The following is a 1,818-nucleotide window of genomic DNA, read 5'->3' as shown; positions in this document are numbered from 1 at the left end:
TAAGCTATGGAACGCTGGTCTTCTGTCATATATGAGCAAAAATTAGGTGAGGTCACATCACAATATTTTGATTCGATATATGCCATTGGATCAGAATGAGACAAATTTTCTTTGTACACTTTATCATAATGCTCCTGCAAAACTTTTTGTACGAAACGATCCTCCTCTGTAAGTCCATCATATTGATAACCTACAGTTGTACCAGCACTGGAAGTATTGGGCAGGTTGTTTAAATCCCTGCCCGCTGGAATGTTATTATAATAGTCAGAATTATTTACAGTAACCATATTATCCCCCTGCCTTATATAAGTCTTATAATCTGTATCTTTAAATTCCTCCCGGCATTTTATTCTCTTATTTTAGATGCCAGTACGGTATAAAATTCTTTTTCCTGCTGCAGATATGCTGCCCTTTCCTCTGTAACTGCTGCCAACGGATTTTCTATTCTCTCCAATACTTTGTCGATAGCTGCTAAACAACTTTCTTTCGTTTCACCAAAAATATTGTCATCACCACCTGTCAGAAAATCCTGCTCTACAGATAACTGCGTTAATGTACTGGTTACATCCGTCTGAAATGGATTAAAACCAGTTTCTTCCAATGTTTCCTGCCACGCCGCCTTTACACTCTCCGGCACTGTCTGAAGGTAATAATCACTAATATATGCAATCTGCTTTTTGGTCTTTTCATCTGCAAACTGGTAGGTTCTGTTATTCGCTTTTAACTGTTCATATGCCGCCTGCGCATCACTGTTCGCTTCTGACTCATACCAACCATCTTTATTTTTGCTATATTTCATACCATTGACCGTAAAATCTTTGGAAGTGTCTACACCCAGATAAGACATAACATCCGTAATTCCCTCTGTATACCGGGCATATTCCTCCTTTGAATGTGCTACAGTAGTCATTGTCCCACCTGCATTTCGCAGCATGGATGCCAATGCATCTGCCATTCTCTGTGCTTTTACATATGATTGTGTATCATACGGATTATCTCCACCAGAAACCTCTACTCCATGCGCCGTAACCGTAAGCACATGACCTCCATTAACACGGATTCTTTGCCCTTCCGCAATATTAACAGAATTATTCTGTCTGCTAAGTGACGAACTCTTCGCCAATTTTATAGGTGTTTTTAACACTTGAACCAAATCTTCTACCGGATTTAGTAAGTGCTGCGACATCGCCTCATTATAGGTTTCCTTATCTTTAATAGCTGTATTTTTGTAATTAGATGTAAGTCCTCTTGTATTAGGATTAATATAACTTGATATTGACTGCATTGTCTCAATCTCCTTCGTTTATTCTAAATTCTCTTTTCCTTCTATGTCCAAATAACTAAGCCTTATTTATACTTACTATTTGCATTTGGCAAATTAAGATATGTATCCATACTTTTCGTCCAAAGCAACGATAAGTCAAACCTTCCCAATTTGTTTAAATCTTCTATGCTTTTTTTGAACATTGAGATAAAATCTCTTCTGTCGTTAAGTCCCATATTACCAGCTTCAAGCGGCAGAGACGTGAAACCTCCCTGCTTCTCCACTTTGTAATGTGCCTCCAATGCACGCATTTCGACTACTGTAGCACTTGATGGATTAACGTCATTGATATATATTCTTTGTTCAAACTCTTTTCCATTTTCATCCACACCTTTCGCTAACACCACCGGATTTTCATCCGTCGAATCATCCGCATATTTAAGACAATAAGAAAGACCGGTGCCATTACCTCCTGTCCACAACATATTATCTGTTGTGAATATCTGGTATACCTTTGGTGTTTCAGCCGTATAAAATGTCTTTTCCGCAGATAC

Annotated in this window: 2 protein-coding genes and 1 pseudogene; all 3 read right to left on the bottom strand. The window is 38.3% G+C overall.

Annotation, left to right across the window (positions count from 1 at the left end):
• Positions 1-287 (bottom strand): annotated as a pseudogene (locus DWX65_RS14760) (DUF4885 domain-containing protein); the annotation flags it as partial.
• A 59-nt stretch (positions 288-346) separates the two neighbouring features.
• Entirely contained in the window at positions 347-1,285 is a 939-nt protein-coding gene (locus tag DWX65_RS14755) for a hypothetical protein (RefSeq protein WP_008115713.1), read from the bottom strand.
• 62 nt (positions 1,286-1,347) lie between these two features.
• On the bottom strand, positions 1,348-1,818 hold a 471-nt coding region (locus DWX65_RS14750), incomplete at its 5' end, for a hypothetical protein (RefSeq protein WP_118173746.1).

The organism is Roseburia sp. AF20-18LB (assembly GCF_003461185.1).
In the GTDB taxonomy this organism is placed as follows: Bacteria; Bacillota; Clostridia; order Lachnospirales; family Lachnospiraceae; genus Roseburia_C; species Roseburia_C amylophila.
This window is presented reverse-complemented; position numbering and strand designations above follow the sequence as displayed.

Excerpts from the sequence above, each read along its gene's own strand:
- DWX65_RS14755 (WP_008115713.1), bottom strand. The coding sequence starts at position 1,285 with ATGCAGTCAATATCAAGTTATATTAATCCTAATACAAGAGGACTTACA.